The 17,730-nt window shown below is 63.1% G+C and carries 17 protein-coding genes; 9 read left to right on the forward strand and 8 right to left on the reverse strand.

The window, feature by feature from the left end:
- Positions 1-181: 181 nt before the first annotated feature.
- Both AC0NID_RS04580 and AC0NID_RS04585 read right to left on the reverse strand, forming a co-directional pair.
- Complete coding sequence (locus tag AC0NID_RS04580; RefSeq protein WP_473451234.1) at positions 182-985, reverse strand: SRPBCC family protein; 804 nt, start codon at positions 983-985, stop codon at positions 182-184.
- Complete coding sequence (locus AC0NID_RS04585) at positions 976-1,707, reverse strand: ArsR/SmtB family transcription factor (RefSeq protein ID WP_473451236.1); 732 nt, start codon at positions 1,705-1,707, stop codon at positions 976-978. Before AC0NID_RS04585 ends, AC0NID_RS04580 begins: the two co-directional genes overlap by 10 nt.
- A gap of 227 nt (positions 1,708-1,934) precedes the next feature.
- On the opposite strand from AC0NID_RS04585, the gene AC0NID_RS04590 reads away from it, so the two are divergent.
- Together AC0NID_RS04590 and secDF are read left to right on the forward strand one after the other, a co-directional pair.
- On the forward strand, positions 1,935-2,321 hold the full coding sequence (locus AC0NID_RS04590; protein WP_473451239.1) for a hypothetical protein: 387 nt from the start codon (positions 1,935-1,937) through the stop codon (positions 2,319-2,321).
- Between the two features lie 143 nt (positions 2,322-2,464).
- On the forward strand, positions 2,465-5,020 hold the full coding sequence (secDF, locus tag AC0NID_RS04595; protein ID WP_473451241.1) for a protein translocase subunit SecDF: 2,556 nt from the start codon (positions 2,465-2,467) through the stop codon (positions 5,018-5,020).
- Here secDF and AC0NID_RS04600 read toward each other — a convergent pair.
- The 4 genes from AC0NID_RS04600 to AC0NID_RS04615 all read right to left on the reverse strand — a co-directional run bounded on the left by AC0NID_RS04600 (position 5,015) and on the right by AC0NID_RS04615 (position 8,891).
- Positions 5,015-6,133, reverse strand: a complete 1,119-nt coding sequence (locus AC0NID_RS04600) for a cysteine desulfurase family protein (RefSeq protein ID WP_473451242.1) — start codon at positions 6,131-6,133, stop codon at positions 5,015-5,017. The two genes, secDF and AC0NID_RS04600, sit on opposite strands and share 6 nt — an antisense overlap.
- A 50-nt stretch (positions 6,134-6,183) precedes the next feature.
- Entirely contained in the window at positions 6,184-6,657 is a 474-nt protein-coding gene (locus AC0NID_RS04605) for an EF-hand domain-containing protein (protein ID WP_473451515.1), read from the reverse strand.
- Between the two features lie 200 nt (positions 6,658-6,857).
- Positions 6,858-8,147: an MFS transporter gene (locus tag AC0NID_RS04610; protein ID WP_473451243.1), complete on the reverse strand. Its 1,290-nt coding sequence runs from the start codon at positions 8,145-8,147 to the stop codon at positions 6,858-6,860.
- A 3-nt stretch (positions 8,148-8,150) separates the two neighbouring features.
- Positions 8,151-8,891: an MBL fold metallo-hydrolase gene (locus AC0NID_RS04615; RefSeq protein ID WP_473451245.1), complete on the reverse strand. Its 741-nt coding sequence runs from the start codon at positions 8,889-8,891 to the stop codon at positions 8,151-8,153.
- A 73-nt stretch (positions 8,892-8,964) separates the two neighbouring features.
- Here AC0NID_RS04615 and AC0NID_RS04620 point away from each other — a divergent pair, with 73 nt between their 5' ends.
- A complete protein-coding gene (locus AC0NID_RS04620) occupies positions 8,965-9,633 on the forward strand; it encodes an ArsR/SmtB family transcription factor (protein ID WP_473451246.1) in 669 nt (222 codons plus the stop codon).
- Positions 9,634-9,920: 287 nt separating this feature from the next.
- On the opposite strand, the gene AC0NID_RS04625 is transcribed toward AC0NID_RS04620, so the two are convergent.
- On the reverse strand, positions 9,921-10,760 hold the full coding sequence (locus AC0NID_RS04625) for an IclR family transcriptional regulator (protein WP_473451248.1): 840 nt from the start codon (positions 10,758-10,760) through the stop codon (positions 9,921-9,923).
- Between the two features lie 152 nt (positions 10,761-10,912).
- Positions 10,913-11,791: a cupin domain-containing protein gene (locus tag AC0NID_RS04630; protein WP_473451250.1), complete on the reverse strand. Its 879-nt coding sequence runs from the start codon at positions 11,789-11,791 to the stop codon at positions 10,913-10,915.
- A gap of 251 nt (positions 11,792-12,042) precedes the next feature.
- On the opposite strand from AC0NID_RS04630, the gene AC0NID_RS04635 reads away from it, so the two are divergent.
- From AC0NID_RS04635 to kce, 6 genes are all read left to right on the forward strand, one after another.
- On the forward strand, positions 12,043-13,041 hold the full coding sequence (locus AC0NID_RS04635) for a TRAP transporter substrate-binding protein (RefSeq protein WP_473451251.1): 999 nt from the start codon (positions 12,043-12,045) through the stop codon (positions 13,039-13,041).
- Positions 13,042-13,123: 82 nt separating this feature from the next.
- Complete coding sequence (locus tag AC0NID_RS04640; protein WP_473451252.1) at positions 13,124-13,699, forward strand: TRAP transporter small permease; 576 nt, start codon at positions 13,124-13,126, stop codon at positions 13,697-13,699.
- Between the two features lie 3 nt (positions 13,700-13,702).
- Positions 13,703-14,983, forward strand: coding sequence for a TRAP transporter large permease (locus tag AC0NID_RS04645; protein WP_473451253.1), 1,281 nt, complete (start codon positions 13,703-13,705; stop codon positions 14,981-14,983).
- A gap of 28 nt (positions 14,984-15,011) precedes the next feature.
- Entirely contained in the window at positions 15,012-15,788 is a 777-nt protein-coding gene (locus AC0NID_RS04650; RefSeq protein WP_473451254.1) for an HpcH/HpaI aldolase family protein, read from the forward strand.
- 34 nt (positions 15,789-15,822) lie between these two features.
- On the forward strand, positions 15,823-16,767 hold the full coding sequence (locus AC0NID_RS04655; RefSeq protein WP_473451255.1) for a DUF6282 family protein: 945 nt from the start codon (positions 15,823-15,825) through the stop codon (positions 16,765-16,767).
- Positions 16,768-16,797: 30 nt separating this feature from the next.
- A complete protein-coding gene (gene kce, locus AC0NID_RS04660; RefSeq protein ID WP_473451256.1) occupies positions 16,798-17,727 on the forward strand; it encodes a 3,5-dioxohexanoate:acetyl-CoA acetone transferase in 930 nt (309 codons plus the stop codon).
- Positions 17,728-17,730 lie beyond the last annotated feature (3 nt).

Here is a 17,730-nt window from a genome sequence, read left to right on the forward strand (position 1 = left end):
ACCAGTTGATCTGGATCAACTGCGGGGGAGGCAAGAAAGGGGGCGGACGCCTTTCAGCCTCTGCTTGTAACAAAAATGCCACACGAGGCTGAGCCCCGGAAAAAGCGCCCTCGCAATGAAGGTTGAGAGCGCGCTCGCCCCTAAACTGCGCCTAGACCAGAGCAGCGGGACGGGTCAGTTCCTACTCGGCGGGAGTTGGGAAGTGTTGTTCAAGCCAGGTTCGCCACATTGGCTCCTCCCGTTTTGCAATGCGTTCTGCATCGTCCCCAAAGAAGAAAAATCGTATGGACAGGTATGTCATCTCGCCCATCCGCAGGGCGAAGAGGTGTGCAAAGCCCGGCGCGGGCTGGTCCAGCCGGACCACCAACTCGGGATGGTCTTGCGGCCCTGTTCGTTCGACGACGCCCTCCAATGCTTGCGTGCTCGAAGGTGTGACCACGCGCCGTTGTTCAGTCGTATTTGCCAGGCCCAAGGGTTCAACCAGCTTTCGCCAAGCATCGGCTAAAGGTTCAGAAGACGGGAGCAAGAGCTGAAAAGCCGAGCCGTGCTGCCCGGCAAAATGCGTGAGGTAGAGGCGGAGCAGACGGAAGAAAGAAAGCCATCCGTAGCTGTGGGCCTCGAACTGATCGTCCCAATCATCGGAACTCGCGAACCACCGATGGACAACGCGAACGGTGCAAAGCCCGCCGGACTTTGCCTCGACGGTCCATTCCGTCGCTACCGCTCCCGACGCACCCGGTGCTTCCGCGACAAACCGCTTGAGCGGCTCCCAAGCTGTGATGGTGCCGATGGCATCCATGCTTCCATCGGCGGCGAAATGGGAAACGGTGGTTCCTCCGATGCGGCCTTCGACTTCGCTCGGTACAAACCATTGAGATATTCCAGGTCCCGTTGCGATCGCGTTCCAAACTTCCTCCGGTGTTCCGGGGACATCCACTTCGGACTCGACTGAGCGATTGCCGGCAGCATCTTTTTTTACTGGCATTGAACGTCCCCTCCTTGCGGATTGGCTGGTGAAGGATGCGCCGTCACGACAAGGCGATGGGACCGCCCCTGCGGCGCGGTTTCGTCGTGATAGCGTGCCGCGAGCGTGGTGATGGCCTCGGTCAATTCACGCGTGAACGAAGCGCGGTCGGCGGCGGACCTGAAACGGATTTCGGTGTCGATCGCCAAGGTCGCCAGGTGCTTGCCGGCATCCGTGGCCGCACGCTGGAGGGTCCCGATCTCCCGCACCAGTCGAGCGCCGAGCGCGACGAGATAGCTCGCCGACAGGCGGTCCGGGGTGCGGTCCGGATCGGCGCCAACCGGACCCAGCGCGCTCGTCGAGACGACATAGGTTGTGGCGCTCGCCACCATGAGCCGCTCGGTCAGGCCACCCCATTTGCGCGTGCCTGCAACTTGGACAAGCCCGTGCTCCTCCAGAGCATGAAGATGGTAGTTGATCTTCTGCCGCTTGAGACCGAGCCGTGTGGCTAAGGCAGCGGCCGAGGCGGGTTCCCGCAGTTGTGAGAGGATTTGACTCCGAACGGGCTCCAACGCGGCGGCTGCCGCGCTCGGGCGATCGATGACTTCAATGTCTAGCATGCTGCTCCCGCTTTGACAAACTTTACTGTCAATATCATTGACAGGTATATTTGTCAAACCAAAGCGCCATTGTCCATTGGGGGCGACGACGAGGAAGCGCTTTGCCGACGAGGTATTGGCCACCGAAGTGCGCTGATGCGAACGCCGAACACCATCACCTTTGCATGCCCAAGCGAACCTGGAAAAATCCCAGGTGCCTTTCCGCTTCAATTCGCAATGCATGTGCTATAGCTAAAGACCAGGAGGGCGGCCTGCCGCTTACCGAGCAACGAAGGCGAAGGTGCGTTTGATCGCAGTTTATGAAGAGCCGTACCGGTGAGATGAGACGAAGCGGTCGAAGACAGGCTGGCATGAGGCCCGGCGTTCTGCTCAGCGCGGGTGCTGGCCTGCGGCTGCTCGCTTCGTTGCTCTTTTTGATCTGGACCATTCCCGCGGCAACAGCCGACCAGATCGCACAGGACTCTGCCAACGGGCAATTCGGCGCGACCGAGCCGGTCACACACCCGACTGTCACCGTTCGCGGCACTGCGCGCCACGTTGGCGCTGAGACTTCCCGTTCCAAGGCGGGAACGCCTGCCATTGAGGGAAACGGCAAGACCTTTTGCATTATCCCGGATTTGCGCCTGCCGCTCGAAACCGTGTCAGCCGCGTCGCTTGGCATATGGTCTGAAGACACGCCGAAACTGCCGCCGACCCGCGCCTTCGATGCCCGCGCGCCTCCGGTTCTCACGGCCTGACCTTTGCCGCGGCCGCGGCCCCTAATTCCCAAAACTTTCACATCGCGTTCCGTTCGGGCTCTCGCGGAGTTGCTCGCCGATCGGACCGCCAAAGCTCTTGTCGGAGGCGGTTTCCGCCCGATATGGGCTGAACGGACAAGAACATGCTGCATTTTTCGCGCTGGAAGACCATTCTCATCTGGCTGACGGTTCTGGCCGGTATCCTGTACGCAGCTCCTAACCTGGTTCCCGCCTCCACCCTGGCATGGCTGCCGAATTGGCTGCCAAAGCAGCAGCTGACTCTGGGACTCGATCTGCAGGGCGGCTCGCACATCCTGCTCCAGATCGATCGGCAGGACCTCGCCAATGAACGCATCGAATCGGCACGCGACGAGATCCGCACTTCGCTGCGCGATGCCCAGATCGGCTATACCGGGCTTACCGGCACTTCCAATCCCATTCAGGTCCGCATTCGCGACCAAGGTCAGATCGAAGCTGCGAAGAGCGCGCTCGAAAGACTGACGCAGCCGATCTCGACCGGCCTTTTCATGAGCGGTTCCGTAACCGAGATGGAGATGACCGAGCCGGAACCGGGCCTGCTGCGTTTTACGCTGACCGAAGTCGGGGTCGACTACAGGGTGGCCGCGGCGCTGACCCAATCGATCGAGGTTGTAAGCCGGCGCGTGAACGAACTCGGCACGACCGAGCCGATCATCCAGCGCCAGGGATCGGACCGCATCATGGTCCAGGTACCGGGCCTCCAGGATCCGCAGCGGCTGAAGGATATTCTCGGACAGACCGCGAAGCTGACCTTCCAGATGGTCGACCAGTCGATTCCGGTCGAGGAGGCGATCTCCGGCCGGCCGCCGGCCGGCTCGACGGTGTTGTATTCGACGGACGAGCCGCGGGTTCCCCATCTGATCGAGAACCGGATCATCGTCTCCGGCGAAAACCTCGTCGACGCGCAGGCAACCTTCGACCAGCGCACCAACGAGCCCGTGGTCTCGTTTCGCTTCGACAGCCGCGGCGCCACCCGCTTCGGTCAGGCTACTCAGGCCAATGTCGGGCGCCTGTTCGCGATCATCCTCGACAACGAGGTGATCTCCGCGCCTCAGATCCGCGAACCAATCCTGGGCGGCACCGGGCAGATATCCGGCAGTTTCACGGTGGAGAGCGCGAACGACCTCGCGGTCCTGCTGCGCGCCGGCGCACTGCCTGCCGACCTCACCATAGTCGAGGAACGCACCGTCGGTCCGAGCCTCGGCAGCGATTCGATCGAGGCGGGCCAGTTCGCGTCAATCATCGCCGGTTTCCTGGTCGTCGGCTTCATGCTGTTCGCCTATGGGCGACTGGGACTGATCGCGAATATCGCGCTCCTGGCCAACGTCGCACTGATCATCGCCATCCTGTCCGTTCTCGGCGCGACGCTGACGCTGCCTGGCATCGCCGGCATCGTGCTGACGATGGGCATGGCGGTCGATTCCAACGTCATCATCTTCGAGCGCGTCCGCGAAGAGAGCCGCCAAGGGCGCTCGATCGTACAGTCGATGGATTCCGGGTTCAGACAGGCGCTGGCGACCGTCGTCGACGCCAATGTGACGACGCTGATCGCCGCCGTCATCCTGTTCTTCCTCGGCTCAGGGCCGATCAAGGGATTTGCAGTGACCCTTGCCATCGGCATCGTCACCACCGTGTTCACGGCGTTCACACTGACGCGCTGGCTGGTCGCGTTCTGGCTTCGCCGGCAGCGCCCGAAAGCGATGCCCAATGGTGTCATGCGGCTGGTGCCCGACGACACACGCGTACCGTTCATGGCATTCCGAAACTACGCCTTCACGCTGTCCTTGCTGCTGTCGATCACTTCGGTCGCGCTGTTCTTTACGGTCGGCATGAACTACGGCATCGACTTCCGCGGCGGTTCGAGCATCGAGGTGCAGGCGAAGGGCCAGCAGGCCGACATCGGCGACATCCGTGAACGGCTGACGGGTCTCGAACTGGGTGAGGTGCAGGTGCAGGAGTTCGGTTCGACCCGGGATGTGCTGATCCGCATCGGCACCCAGGGGGGTGGCGACATTGCCGAACAGTCCGCCGTTGCGAAAGTGAGAAGCGCGCTCGAAGCCGACTACGAGTTCCGCCGCATCGAGGTTGTCGGTCCAACAGTGTCCTCCGAACTCGCGTTCAACGGCACAATGGGCGTGCTCGCCTCGCTGCTGGCGATGCTCGTCTATATCTGGATCAGGTTCGAGTGGCAGTTCGGGCTCGGCGCCATCATTTCGACGTTCCACGACGTGATCCTGATGGTCGGTTTCTACGTCGTCGCGGGCATAGAGTTCAATTTGACCTCGATAGCGGCGATCCTGACTATCGTTGGCTATTCCATCAACGATACGGTCGTCGTCTATGATCGGGTCCGCGAGAATCTGCGCCGTTACAAAAAGATGCCGATCGCCGAGCTCCTCGACCTGTCGATGAATCAGACGCTGGCGCGAACGGTCCTAACCGGCGTGACCACGCTGTTTGCGCTGGCGGCGCTTTCGATCTGGGGCGGCGAGGTCATCCAGTCCTTCACGATCGCGATGATCTTCGGCATCCTCGCCGGGACCTATTCCTCAATCTTCGTCGCCGGGCCGCTCCTGATCCTGTTCAAGCTCCGGCCGGGCGCCCTCAGTCCAGAGGAAGCCGCGCCGGCGAAGGAGCCGCCGGCGCGACAGGCCTTATGACGTGACGGCTCGAAGCTGATCCACGACTGCGTCGATTTCGGCGCTGGTCGTCGCCCGACCAAGACTGAAGCGAACCGCGCCCATGCCGGTCTTCTCGGGCACGCCCATGGCCGCGAGCACCGGGGAGAGCTCGACCCGGCCGGCGTGACACGCCGAACCGGTCGACGCCGCGACGCCGTCGAGACGCGAAAGCACCTCGGCGCCGACCATGCCGACGAATGAAGCGCTGAGCGTGTTGGGAAGGCGATCATGAGGGTGCCCGTTGAGCGCGACGCGATCGCCAAAACCTTCCTGCAGCGCGTCCCAAAGGCGATCCCGCAACGCGCGGACGCGTGCCATCGGCTCCAGGTCGCTGGCGAGCGCACAGGCAGCGCCGAGGCCGACCGCGAGCAAGGCGCTCTCCGTGCCGGCGCGCCGGCCATGTTCGTGCCCCGCGCCATGGATCAGCGGCTCTAGACCGACCCCGCCTCGGACATAGAGCGCACCGACACCCTTCGGCGCATAGAGCTTGTGGCCGGCGATGGTCAGCAAATCGACCCCAAGCGTGTCGACCTTGGTTGCAATCTTGCCGACCGACTGCGCTGCGTCGGTGTGAAATCGAACCCCATGCTCCCGCGCCATCGCACCGATCTCCTCGATCGGCTGGATCGTGCCAACCTCATTGTTGGCGTGCATGACACTGATCAGGATGGTGCGCGGCGTGACGGCACGACGCACATCCTCGGGATCGACGCGGCCGGTGCTGTCGACCGGCAGATAGGTCACTGCCGCGCCGAGCTGCTCGAAGAAACGGCAAGGCGCGAGAACGGCCGGATGCTCGACCGTGGTGGTGACGATGTGCTCGCCCTTGCACCTCAGGTCGAAGAACGTGCCCTTGATCGCCAGGTTGTTGGCTTCGCTGCCGCCGCTCGTGAACACGATCTCGTCGGGTTCGCAGTCGAGTAGCGCCGCAACCTGGCTGCGGGCCTTCTCCAGCGCAGCCTTTGCCGGCGTGCTCGCCCAATGGCTGCTGGATGGATTGCCGAACGCCTCGTCAAGGAACGGTCGCATCGCCGATGCTACCGCCGGATCGATAGGCGTACTCGCGTTGTAGTCCAGATAAATCGGCCCCATTGCGGGAGCCTCCTTCGCGGTTTGTCGCCCGGCGATCAGCTTGCGCGCGGCTACTCCCGCATGAACGCCTGAACTTCCTCGGGCGTCACTTTGCCGTCTTTGTTCGCGTCCACCTTGTCGAAGATTCGTTTATGGATGGCGGTGACCTCTTCGAAGGAAAGCGCGCCGTCGCCGTCCGTGTCGGCAATGGCGAACATGATCTTCATCATGTGCCCGCGCATACGCATCATGGGCATTACGCCGCCCATCATGCCGGGCTGCATCATCTCGCCCATCATGCCCTGACCCATGCCCTGGCCCATCATGCCCTGGCCCATCATTCCGGGAGGCATCATGCCGGGTTGAGTGGGCTGTGCGCCCTGTTCGTCCGTATCTCCGGGCTCGGTAGACGGCGCCGCCTGTGCGACCGTCGTATCGGGATGGTGCGGATCGGCTGCGGTCGCTTGCGCGGCGGCTGTAGTCGTCGCGCCGGCGGCGACAGCGGCGGCGAGCGCGGCCACGCGCGTCAGTGAAATCAACGTCATAATATCCTCCTTCGTCTTATGGGGCTCGGCAGGGCCCGTTCTAAGCTGCTGGCGGCGCTGCGGCTTCTGCACGGAATGCCTTCGGCTCTTTCCGTGCGCCGGCAAACCGCCGGTCGCGGCCAATTCCAATATAAGCCACAAAGGCAGCACGGCGAGTTTGCGCCGGATCAATTGCTCGGGCAGACGATCCGCCGCCGCTGTCATGTTGCCCTCCTCGAGGACGGATGGGACGCGCGCGAGACATCCGATTCGCTCATCACGACAGCCACGACCGCACCCGAGAGAAACGTCAGCGCGGCGATCGATGTGATCGCCCATGACAGCCCGAAACTGTCGGCGATGAGGCCGGCGGAGAGCGCACCGATCGCGTAGCCGAGATCCCGCCAGAACCGGTAGACGCTGAGAGAGCGGGCGCGCCAGGTTGGATGCGAGGCATCGGAGACGGCCGCGATCAAGCTCGGGTAGACCATCGCCGTGCCGAGGCCGAGAAGGAGGCTGCCGACGATCCACCCCTCGAACTGGCGTGTCGCCGCGGTGAGAAACAGACCGGCGGCCTGAACCCACATGCCGGCGACGATCAGGCCCTTGCGCCCCCAGCGATCGCTCAAAGGGCCCGTGACAACTTGCAAGACACCCCATGTCGCGGGATAGATCGCCTTGAGGATGCCGATGCGCTCGATACCGAGGCCGAAGGAAGCGAAGAACAATGGGAAAATGCCCCAGCTCATGCCGTCGTTGAGATTGTTGACGAGACCGGCTTGCGAAGCGGCGAACAGGTTGCGGTCTCCGAACGAGGTGAGCACGAAGACCTGCCGAAAGCTGATCGGCGCGGACTGCTGCTCGTGGGATGAAGCCTCCAGCCGAACGTGGTCCCGCGTGTCGCGCACGAGCAGGATCGACAGTCCGGCACCGAGGAGCGCATAGCCGATGCCGAGATAGATCGGCACTGGCCGAAGTCCGTATTGCGAGGCGAGATATCCGGTCAGGAACGCCGTCATGCCGACGGCGAGGTAGCCGGCGAACTCGTTGAGGCCGACGGCAAGGCCGCGCGACTTCGGCCCGACGAGATCGACTTTCATGATCACTGTCATCGACCAGGCGAGCCCCTGGTTGATGCCGAGCAGTGCGTTGGCCGCAATCACCCATTCCCAGGTCGGCGCCCAGATGATCATGAACGGCACCGGCAGGCCAACCGCCCATCCCAGAACGAGCACGCGCTTGCGGCCCCACGCGTCGGCAAGCTGGCCCGAGACCAGATTGGCGAGGGCCTTGACGACGCCGAAGCTGACGATGAAGGAGACGATGAGCGTCGTCGACGTGACGTGGAACTCCTCCGATCCGATCAGCGGCACCACCGTCCGTTCTATCCCGACCATGCCGCCGACAAAGGCATTGATCACGACGAGCAGCGCGAATTGCGGCCAGTTCTCCCTAAGGCCGAGCCTGACGGGTGAACCGGCCTTGCCTGGAACCGATGCCGCTTCGTCCATGGGTCAGGCCGCCGCCGCAGCCAGGGCGGAATTGGCGGCCCGGAGCGCAGCGGCCTCGGGCGGAGCCGGCGGAATCTCGGCGAGCATGAAGCTGATGAAGGCGGCTTCGTCCTCGATCCGGAGGGCCTCGTTGTGGCGTTTCTCGAAACCGATGGTCGACCAGGGCTTGCCGCTCAGGCGCCGGCCGCAGACCGAGCCGGCATAGGCGCCGGGGAGCACCTCGACATAATCGGGGAGAGCCTTGAGCCGGCCGGCGCTCCGGAAGAGATCCCTGGCGCCTTGCTCGGCGCTGACGGCGAGTTCGGTGCGGCCGAGGTCGCCGACCATCAGCGTATGGCCGGTCAGCACGAACCACGGCTCGTCGGCACGCGTGCGGTCGCTGACGAGAAGGCAGATATGCTCCGGCGTGTGACCGGGCGTGTGCAGGACGGTTGCGGTGACGTTGCCGAGCGAGAGGACCTCTCCGTCGCGCATTCCTTTGAACGGGAACGCAACATCCGCCTCTGCCCAGAGCACGTATGCGGCGCCCGCCGCTTCGGCGAGCGCGCGGCCGGCGGAGAGATGGTCGGCATGAACATGCGTGTCGACGACGAAGTGGATGCGCATGCCGGCCTCTTCGGCGGCGCGCAGGTAGAACTCGGTGTCGCCGGCCGGATCGACGACGGCCGCAGCTGCCTTGCCGCCGCAACCGAACAGGTACGAGACGCCAACTGGATCGGTGTGAAGGAATTGGCGAAGGATCATGGTCTTGCGCTCCTCGCGACGAGAGGCTAAAAACATTCAATCATTCTGCTGAATGTTCCACTGAGGAGAAGCCGTGTCAAGCACCGGACCGAAACAGGCGATCTACGCAAGCCTTGCCGAAGTGGCTCAGGCGCTCGGCCATCCGCATCGGCTCGAGCTTCTGGAGCATCTCGCGCAAGGGGTGCGCAGCGTCGAGGACCTGTCCGCGCGAGCCCATCTGAGTTTCGCCAACACGTCGCGCCACCTGCAGATCCTGCGGCGGGCGCGCCTCGTCGAGACGGAGCGCCGCGGCAAGCACATGCTCTACAGCCTCGCCGGCGACGACGCGGTGGTGGCGCTGATCAAGGCGCTCGGCCGCGTCGGCGAGCGGAACGTGGCCGAAATCGGCCGCGTCATGGCCGACTACTTCCGCGCTCGCGATGCGATGGAGCCCGTGTCGCGAGACGATCTCGTCTCGAGGCTGCATGACGGCATGGTCGCGGTTCTCGACGTGCGGCCAGAGGATGAGTTTGCGGTCGGACATCTGCCAGGCGCCCTCAACATCCCGCTGGCCGAGCTGGAGCGTCGCTTAGGCGAGCTGCAGGCGGATCGGGAAGTGATCGCCTATTGCCGCGGCCCCTATTGCGTTCTCTCGTTCGAAGCGGTCGCCGCCTTGCGAGAGCGGGGCTATCTCGTCCGTCGGCTCGAGGACGGCTACCCCGAATGGAAAGCCGCCGGCCTGCCGGTCGAAACGGCCGCCTGAAACAGAACACATGGGGATGAGTCCGGTGAGAATGATGGCTGTTGTCTGAGAGCGTTGGGAGGAGGCTGCAATGCCGGTCTGGCGTAAAATAGCCTGCCGGAAAGGCCCTGCTCCCTAGCGAGCTTCGCGGCACTGGATCTCAGGAGCATAATGCCACGAGGGCGATCATCAAGATCCCTAGTGCGGCAGTGACCGAAACGGGATAGTCCACGAACAGAGCCTCAAGGACCCTCCGCCAAGTCTCGCTCCGAGCTTTTGGCGTATCACTTGAACGGCTTTCTGATGGCCTATAGCCCGGAGAGGCCTTCACCTGCATAAGATACCTGTCGCGCTTCACCGGCCTTCGGCCGATGGCCCAGATTCTTTGAGATTTGGTTCGCTGCGTCGAATATATGCCTGACCTGCTCTGTCGTCGGCGTTTCACCGATGAACTGGACGGAATCGGTTATTGCAACGGCGCCGACATAGTGGCCCAACGCATCGAAAATCGGGGCGGCCAGAGCGTTGAGCCCCACCATCTCTTCATTGGGCGCAACCGCCCAACCGCGCCTTCGCACCGCGTCGATTTCCGCCTTGAGCTTTTCGGGATCGGAGATCGTGTAGGGTGTATGCATATCGAGCCTGGCGCTTGTCACCTGCGGCAGCAGCATTGCGTCTCCGAAGGCGAGAGTGAGTTTTCCCTGCGCACTGGAATGGAATTTAAGGATCGAGCCCGGCTTCACGCTGATATCGATGTTGGAGCGGCTGGGCATGAGCAGCAGAATACGATTGCCTTCCTTTTCGGGTTGGCTGATGGCGACTGCGTGTCCCAACCGGTCGCGCAATTCCCGCGCGGTCTGGCGTGCCGCGGAAGCCAGTTCGAAGCTTTCGGAGACGGCCTGGCCCAGCGCCATGAGGCGGGCACTGATCATATAGCGCTCGCTCTCTTCGTTGCGGATCAGGTAGCCGGCCGTCACCAGCGTCTGGAGATGGCGGTGTATGCGGCTCTTCGTGGTGTCGAAGGCGCGCGCAAGCTCGGATACACCGACAGAGGTCTGGCACTGGGCGACATATTCAAGGATGTTGAGCGCAAATACGACGGCTTGTACCCCGCTGCCTTCGCGCCTGGTGTCTTTGTCGTCCAACATCGTCGTCTCCGAACCGGATCGCTTCAATCACGCCGCCCGCTCACTGCGGGCTGGCGCGAGATATGGGAGTTCGGGCGGCCGGGAGACAAGAAGCCTTCGGCGGCCCTGGTTTTCGGCACTGTTGCCCCCTATCCGGTGAAAGCCAAGCCATGTCAGGCCTCCTGCGGCATGGGATACTCGTCGGCGTTGAGCACCCAACCTGGTTGTTTCGAGAAGTCGACGCGCGGCGGCGAGAATATGTCGACAAGCTGATTGAGACCTTCTTCCATGCCGCGTGACGTGTGGATGGCGGGCGGCGGGATGACGGTGAGCGAGGGCGACCTGCAATATGCATGCTCATCCTCGCGCCAGGCGGTCATGTCGGTGGTCCAGGGCCAGCGCAGGTGGTGCGTGAAGGCTCCGTCGAGGGCCAGCGACCCCTGTTCGAAATCGTCGTGATGGTGCGGCGAAAGTTTGGTGATGTCGCGCGGCCCCTGTTGAGGGTCGAGATAGTTCACCATCAGCGTGGTGCAGCGGAAGATCCGGCCGAAGCGGCCTGGCTGCTTCGGGATGTCGAGGCTGTAGGCGCGCACCCTGTAGCCCGCCGGCGGCTCAGGCCACGGCTCGAACGGCGGGATGCGGGGATGCCCGACGCCGAACGAGCCGGCGTTGGAGCAGCGGGCCATCAGGTCCGGCGATCGGTTTGAAAAGATACGAGCTATGCGCCCGCCGTCCGGCAGCGCAATCCGTGTGTCGCCCGGGGGCAGGATGACCAGTGAAAAGCCTTCGGCTACCGTCCGCCCTTCCGGCGCATCGATCACTGCGCCTTTTCCCTTGTCGGGCAGGAGCAGTACATATTCGTCGACCTGGTCCCTGCGCTCGAGCACGGCGCCGGGCTCGGCCTCCGAATAAGCCACAAGGAAGTTCTGTCCGCGCGACATCCAGGTCCTGGTATGGGCCGCGGTCTCCTGCGGATCTTCCCCGCAGTACAGGCCAAACTCGGCCGGCGTGTAGTGGCCGGAGATCAAGGGCGCCTTTGCAGCGGCAGCCATGCGCGATCTCGGGTCGCTTGAATCATACATCTGCATTCACTCCAGGGCAGCGTTACACAAAGTTGCCATGCGTTCTGCTGTTCGGAACAAAAAGATGCACATAAGAACGCACCCTCACCGGCCCGGTGTCAAGTGGGCAATGTATGTTCCAGTGCAGCTAATTTCTTTCCAGCCACATGCTTGACAGCAATGCGGGGTGCATGAATTATAGGCGAAACAGTGTTCTGCACAACGAAACAGGAGGAGACGTTATGCTGACCCGCCGCAGGGTGATAACCCTTGCGGGCGCCGCCACCGCGACGCTTGCAATGCCCAACATCTCTCGTGCCGCTCCCATCGACATGCGCCTGGCGCACGCCGCGAACGAAATTCATCCCGGTCATATCGCGACGGTCGAGTTCAAGAAGGCCCTCGAGGCCCTGGTTCCCGGCGCGACCAATCTGACGATCTTTCCCAACCGGCAACTCGGCGAAGACCGGCAGAATCTCGAATCCGCCATCGCCGGCACCAACGAGCTGTGCGGCTGCAGCGGCGTCCTGTTTCCCCTTGTGACCGGGCGCAACGCGCTCGACGCGTACCAGCTTCCCTTCCTGATCAAGGATTACGATCACTTTTCGCGGATCGCGACGGCAGACATCGGCCAGAAGCTGCTCGACGATCTGGAGCCGGCCGGCCTCGTCGGGTTGCAGACCGCCGACATTGGACAGCGTCATTTCCTGTGCGCCACCCGAGAAGTGAAGTCGGTGCCGGATTTTGCCGGGCTGAAGACGCGCATCCTGCCCGTACCGCTACACAAGGCGATCTGGGAGGGCGTTGGCACGGCGCCCATAGGCCTGCCCTACGGCGAGGTCTACGGCGCGCTCGAGACCAAGGTCATCGACGCCGTCGAGATCAACGTCTCTTCCATGCTGGGTGAGAACCTCTGGGAGGTCGGCAAGAACTTCACGCTCACCGGTCACTATCCGTGGCACCACGTGATTGCGATCAACAAGACTTTCTTCGACGGCCTGCCGACGGAAATCCAGCAGGCGATCAAGCAGGCAGGCCGCGATTCTATCGCGCCGACGCTCGAATACACCAAGAAGCAGGACAATGAAGGTCGCGACGAATTGCGTGCCAAAGGCGTTCAGATCCTCGAACTCGAAGATCTCGCCGGGATGCAGGCGAAGGTCGAGCCGATCATCGAGCAGTGGAGTTCGACGTCGCCGCTCATCAAGGAGTTCGTCGGGCAGGCGCGCGCGCTGATCTGAGCGCGGCTGCCACGATGCGACAATGGTGCGGGGCAGCGACCGGTTGCCCGCGGATACCTTCTATCGTCGCCGAGGTTTCCGAATGGATGTAAACGAGGAAAGAGCGGCATGGCCGAGCGGGCTCTTGGGCTGGTACGTCAAGATCATCCGCTTCCTGGCAGGGATTTCCATGCTGGCGGTCGTGTCTATCATGATCGCGCAGGTCGTCGCGCGCTACGTCTTCAACGCCTCCTTCATCTGGGCCGAGGAGATTTGCCGTTACCTGCTGATCTGGCAAACGTTCCTTTTCATCGGCATGGCCTATCACCGCGGTGAGCTCGTCGCCGTCGACGTGGTGCCGCTCATGCTGAGGCCTCATGCACGCCTCGTGCTCAAGACGATCGTCACAATTCCGATCCTGGTCTTCCTCTGTCTGATGACGATCAACGGTTATGACTACGCAACCCGTTTCGGCGGCCAGATCGTGCCAGCGGTCGATTTCATCGCCATGTCGCTTATCGGCCATGGCGTCGGCCTGTCGGTTTTCTGGGTCTATGTCTCGGTCGCGGTGGGCTCGGCGCTTCTTGCGCTGCACATGATCGCCGCGATCGTCATCGAGGCCCGCGACCTCAGGGCCGGCCACGCCGATACCGGCCTCGACCGCATCCCGGGAGCCTGACGAATGGGAGCGTTCTTCGGCGCCTTCTTCCTGCTGCTCGCCACGGGAGTGCCGATCGCGCTCGCGCTCGGGGTAGGCGGCATGATCTACCTCTATATGAGCGGCAATGGTGCCATCGTGCTGGCATTCCCGCAGCGTATGATGGCCGGTGTCGACCAGTTCATTCTGCTGACCATTCCACTGTTCCTGCTCGCCGGCATGCTGATGAACGTCGGCGGCATCACCGACCGCATCGTGGTCTTTGCGCGCGCCATGGTCGGTCATCGCAAGGGCGGCATGTCCTCGGTGACGGTGCTCGCCAGCGGCTTCTTTGCGGGCATATCGGGAAGCGCCGCTGCCGAAGCCTCGGCGCTGGGTTCGATCCTTATTCCCGCCATGCGCAAACAGGGCATGCCACCGGCCTATGCGGCGGCGCTGGTCGGCGTCAGCTCGATCATGGGCCCGATTATCCCGCCCTCGATCACCATGATCATCTACGGAGTTCTTTCGGGCACCTCGATCGGTCAGCTCTTCATCGCCGGCGTCGGGCCCGGACTCCTCCTGGCCGCAGGACTTCTGGCCTATGCCGGCTGGCGCGCACGCCGGGACGGCTTCCCCGTCACGCCGAAGATGCGCTGGGCCGAGCGGCGCCAAGCAACCATCCGAACTCTGCCCGCACTGATCCTGCCCCTGATCATCGTCGTCGGGATCAAGGCGGGCGTGTTCACGCCGACGGAAGCAGCGGCAGTTGCGGTCGCTTATGCCCTGATGGTCGGCTTCGCCTATCGCGATCTGACGCTGAGGCGCGTCTGGGAGTCGCTGGTCGCGACGACACTGGTCAGTTCGTCGATACTCTTCATTACCGCCATGGCGAGTATCGTTGCCTTCGTCTTCACGCTGGAGCAGGTACCGACGACGATCGCTTCCGCAGTGCTGTCGGTCAGCGAGAACCCGATCGTCGTCCTGATCATGCTGAACCTTGCGCTGCTCGTGCTCGGGATGTTCCTCGAGCCGATCTCGATCCTCATCCTGACCATGCCGATCCTGCTGCAGTTCAACAAGATCATAGCCATGGATCCGGTGCAGTTCGGCATGATGGTGGTGCTTAACGTGGTCATCGGCATGGCGACGCCGCCAGTCGGCATCCTGCTGTTCATCGTCTGCGCCGCGTCGGGCCAGTCCTTGACTGCTGTCGCGAAGGAGGCCGTGCCGCTGATCGGCATCTGTTTGCTCGTGCTTTTTCTCGTCGCCGCCGTGCCGGCCGTTTCACTGTTTTTTCCGCACGCCATGCTGCCGATGCGGTGAGATCCATAGCCAGGGAGAGATTCACAGCATGACCACCGAACGCCGCAGTTTTCGCCAACGCTTCCTCGCCCGCGCGCATCTCGTCGGCACGTTCGTCAAGACTCCCGCGACCCATCCGATCGAAATTCTGGGCGCGGTCGGCTTCGACTTCGTGGTGATCGATGAGGAACACGCGCCCTGGGATCGCGTCGCGATCGACGGCGGGCTGCTCGCCGCGCGCGTTTCGGGCACGGCCGGTCTGGTGCGCGTGGCCGAGCCGACGGCAGCAAAGATTCTCTCGGTGCTGGACGACGGCGCGACAGGCGTTCTGGTACCCCATGTCAGTTCACCCGCCAAGGCGAAGGACATAACCGCCGCCTGCCGCTACCGCGGGGGCAGGCGCGGCTTTTCAAACACGACGCGTGCCGGCGGTTTCGGCGCGGTCGGGATTTGGGATCACGTCAAGGCAGGCGACGAGTCCGTGACGTTCATCGCGATGATCGAGGACCCGGAAGCGCTCGAGAACCTTGACGGCATTCTGGGGACCGAGGGCCTGGATGGCGTCTTCATCGGTCGCGGCGACCTGACCGTGGCCTTCGGAGCAACCGGGATGGACGCGCCACAGGTGCGGGACGCCTGCGACAGAATTTTCGCCGCGGCGAAACGAGCCGGCAAACCCGTCGCTGTCATGGTCTCGAGCGCCGAAGAGGCGGCGCGGTTCCGAGGCATGGGCGCAAGCGCTTTCATCGTCGCCTCCGACCAAGGCTTCATGCGCCAGGCCGCGATGAAGGCCTATGGCGACATCGCTTCGGTCGCCAGCGGCTGAAGTCCGCGAAATCTCAAGAACGAGGAACAGAAAGATGGCTGACACAACCACCGACTATCCGACCATCGTGCCGCTGCCGCCGATGGAATCGTCACGCGCGGCCGAGGTCGCCGACCTGCTCGTCGGAGCGGTCGATCTGCACTGTCATTCCGGTCCGGCCGCCATGCCGCGCATCCTGGGTCATCACGAGGCCTTCAAGATGGCCCTCGACGCCGGATTCAAGGCGCTGCTCTACAAGGACCACTATTACATCGGCATGCCGCACTGCGCTGTGCTGAAGGACATCTATCCCGACGCCAATCTCGAGCTTTTCTCGGGCGTGGCGCTCAACAATGCCTCCGGCGGCGTCAACCCCCACGCGGTCGACCATGCGATCAAGCTCGGCGGCAAGATCGTCTGGTTTCCTACATTCGCGGCGAAAAACCACATAGCGGCCTATGCGGCGAAGAGCTTCCCCAAGACCGCCAAGCCGATGCTGCCGCCGTCCCCGCTCACGGTGCTCGATACGAACGGCAAGCTCATCGACGAGGCCAAGCAGATATGCGACCTGATCGCGGAGGGCGACATCATCCTCGCCGGCGGCCATCTCCACGTCAGCGAACTCTTCGTGCTGTTCGAGGAGGCGAAGAAGCGCGGCGTGAAGAAGATGCTCGTCAACCACCCGTCCTACATCATCGGATGCTCCGACGAGGAGATTCGCGGCCTGGTCTCGCTCGGCGCCTATATCGAGCACTCGATCTGCATGTTCATACCCAGCCGCGCCAAACAGCATGACGGCCAGGACCTGCTTCATCTGATCGAAGTGGCGGGCGTCGAGCGCACCATCTTCGGATCCGACCTCGGCCTGACCCAGGCGCCGAAGCCGGTGGACGGCTATCGCATGATCGTCTCGATGATGCTCGACCTCCAGGTGCCGCGCCAGGATATCACCAGGATGATCTCGGCCAATGCGGCCGGGCTACTCAACCTCGCCGCCTGAACCTGGACGATCGAGAGGAAAAGTCACGTCATGGCGCCACGAAAAGTCATCATCACATGCGCGGTCACCGGGTCGATCCATACGCCCTCGATGTCGCCCCACCTGCCGGTCACCGCCGAAGAGATCGCCGATGCCGCCGTCGGGGCGGCGCAAGCCGGCGCGGCCATCGTGCACATGCATGCCCGCGATCCAGAGACGGGTCTGCCAGACCAGTCCCCGCAACGATTCGAACCGTTCCTGAAGATCATCAAGCAGCGTTCCGACTGCGTGGTGAATATCACAACCGGCGGCGCGCCGACGATGACGATCGAGGAACGGCTCAAGCCGGTCGCCACATTCAAACCGGAAGTCGCTTCCCTCAACATGGGCTCGATGAATTTCGGCCTGTTTCCGATGCTGGAGCGCTTCAGGGAATTCTCGCAGGACTGGGAGCGGCCGTATCTCGAAGGATCGCGCGACCGAATCTTCAAGAACACCTTCGTCGACATCGAGAACATCCTGACGACCTGCGCGGAGAATGGCACCCGCTTCGAGATCGAGTGCTACGATATCGGTCATCTCTACACACTCGCCCATTTCGTCGAGCGCGGCCTGGTGAAGCCGCCGTTCTTCGTCCAGAGCGTCTTCGGCATCCTTGGCGGCATCGGCCCGCATCCGGAAGACGTCATGCACATGAAGCGTACCGCCGACAGGCTGTTCGGCAACGATTACCGGTGGTCGGTCCTGGGCACGGGCCGCAATCAGATGCCGATTGCCGCGATCGCCGCGGCGAACGGAGGCAACGTTCGTGTCGGACTGGAGGATTCGTTGTGGATCGGTCCGGGCAAGTTCGCCCGCTCGAACGCCGAACAGGTCCTCAAGATCCGTGAGATCCTCGAAGGCCTCGGCCTGGAGGTTGCAACGCCGGCCGAGGCGCGTGCGATCCTCAAGCTCAAGGGCGCCGATCGCGTGAACTTCTGACCG

It is taken from the genome of Mesorhizobium sp. WSM4821 (assembly GCF_055901555.1).

Coding starts and splice junctions, on each gene's coding strand:
- AC0NID_RS04645 (WP_473451253.1), top strand. CDS start 13,703: ATGGGAGCGTTCTTCGGCGCCTTCTTCCTGCTGCTCGCCACGGGAGTG.
- AC0NID_RS04600 (WP_473451242.1), bottom strand. CDS start 6,133: ATGGGGCCGATTTATCTGGACTACAACGCGAGTACGCCTATCGATCCG.
- AC0NID_RS04650 (WP_473451254.1), top strand. CDS start 15,012: ATGACCACCGAACGCCGCAGTTTTCGCCAACGCTTCCTCGCCCGCGCG.
- AC0NID_RS04625 (WP_473451248.1), bottom strand. CDS start 10,760: ATGTTGGACGACAAAGACACCAGGCGCGAAGGCAGCGGGGTACAAGCC.
- kce (WP_473451256.1), top strand. CDS start 16,798: ATGGCGCCACGAAAAGTCATCATCACATGCGCGGTCACCGGGTCGATC.
- AC0NID_RS04590 (WP_473451239.1), top strand. CDS start 1,935: ATGAGGCCCGGCGTTCTGCTCAGCGCGGGTGCTGGCCTGCGGCTGCTC.
- AC0NID_RS04655 (WP_473451255.1), top strand. CDS start 15,823: ATGGCTGACACAACCACCGACTATCCGACCATCGTGCCGCTGCCGCCG.
- secDF (WP_473451241.1), top strand. CDS start 2,465: ATGCTGCATTTTTCGCGCTGGAAGACCATTCTCATCTGGCTGACGGTT.
- AC0NID_RS04605 (WP_473451515.1), bottom strand. CDS start 6,657: ATGACGTTGATTTCACTGACGCGCGTGGCCGCGCTCGCCGCCGCTGTC.
- AC0NID_RS04635 (WP_473451251.1), top strand. CDS start 12,043: ATGCTGACCCGCCGCAGGGTGATAACCCTTGCGGGCGCCGCCACCGCG.
- AC0NID_RS04640 (WP_473451252.1), top strand. CDS start 13,124: ATGGATGTAAACGAGGAAAGAGCGGCATGGCCGAGCGGGCTCTTGGGC.
- AC0NID_RS04580 (WP_473451234.1), bottom strand. CDS start 985: ATGCCAGTAAAAAAAGATGCTGCCGGCAATCGCTCAGTCGAGTCCGAA.
- AC0NID_RS04630 (WP_473451250.1), bottom strand. CDS start 11,791: ATGGCTGCCGCTGCAAAGGCGCCCTTGATCTCCGGCCACTACACGCCG.
- AC0NID_RS04610 (WP_473451243.1), bottom strand. CDS start 8,147: ATGGACGAAGCGGCATCGGTTCCAGGCAAGGCCGGTTCACCCGTCAGG.
- AC0NID_RS04615 (WP_473451245.1), bottom strand. CDS start 8,891: ATGATCCTTCGCCAATTCCTTCACACCGATCCAGTTGGCGTCTCGTAC.